Annotated in this window: 1 protein-coding gene; it reads right to left on the minus strand. The window is 62.8% G+C overall.

What is annotated here, in order from left to right; all coding sequences use genetic code 11:
- The coding region (locus B879_RS24285) for an ATP-binding cassette domain-containing protein (protein ID WP_040401666.1) at window positions 1–608 on the minus strand (608 nt) is incomplete at both ends.

A 608-nucleotide genomic window follows, 5' to 3' on the forward strand; every position in this document is an offset into this window, starting at 1 on the left:
GATCTCGAAGTCGGCGACCGGCAAGTGTTCACGTTCGGGGTCGGTGCCGCCCGACGCCAGCAGCCGTAGGAAGTGGGACTTGCCCGAACCATTCGAGCCGAGGATCGCCACGCGGTCGCCAAACCAGATTTCGTTACTGAATGGCTTCATCAGCCCGGTCAGCTCGAGCTTCTCGGCGACGATGGCACGCTTGGCGGTGCGTCCTCCCTTGAGTCGCATGTTCACGTTTTGTTCCAGCGGGATGGCTTGGGGCGGCCCGGCTTCGAGGAACTTTGCCAGGCGTGTTTGGGCCGCGTGGTAGCGGTTGGCCATGTCGGAACGGAAGGCCGCCTTGTTCTTGTACATGTTCACCAGCTCCTTGAGCTTGGCGTGTTCCTCGTCCCAGCGCTTGCGCAGCTCCTCGAAGCGCTCATTGCGTTCGCGGCGGGCCTCGACGTAGGAACCGAACGAGCCACCATGGACCCACGCGGTAGCCCCGGAATGCCCCGGCTCCAACGTGACGATCCGGCTTGCGGCATTGTTGAGCAGTTCGCGGTCGTGGCTGATGAACAGGACCGTCTTGGGTGATTCGTTCAGCGTTGCTTCCAACCAGCGCTTGCCGGGGACGT

This window comes from Cecembia lonarensis LW9, assembly GCF_000298295.1.
GTDB classification, from domain to species: domain Bacteria; phylum Bacteroidota; class Bacteroidia; order Cytophagales; family Cyclobacteriaceae; genus Cecembia; species Cecembia lonarensis.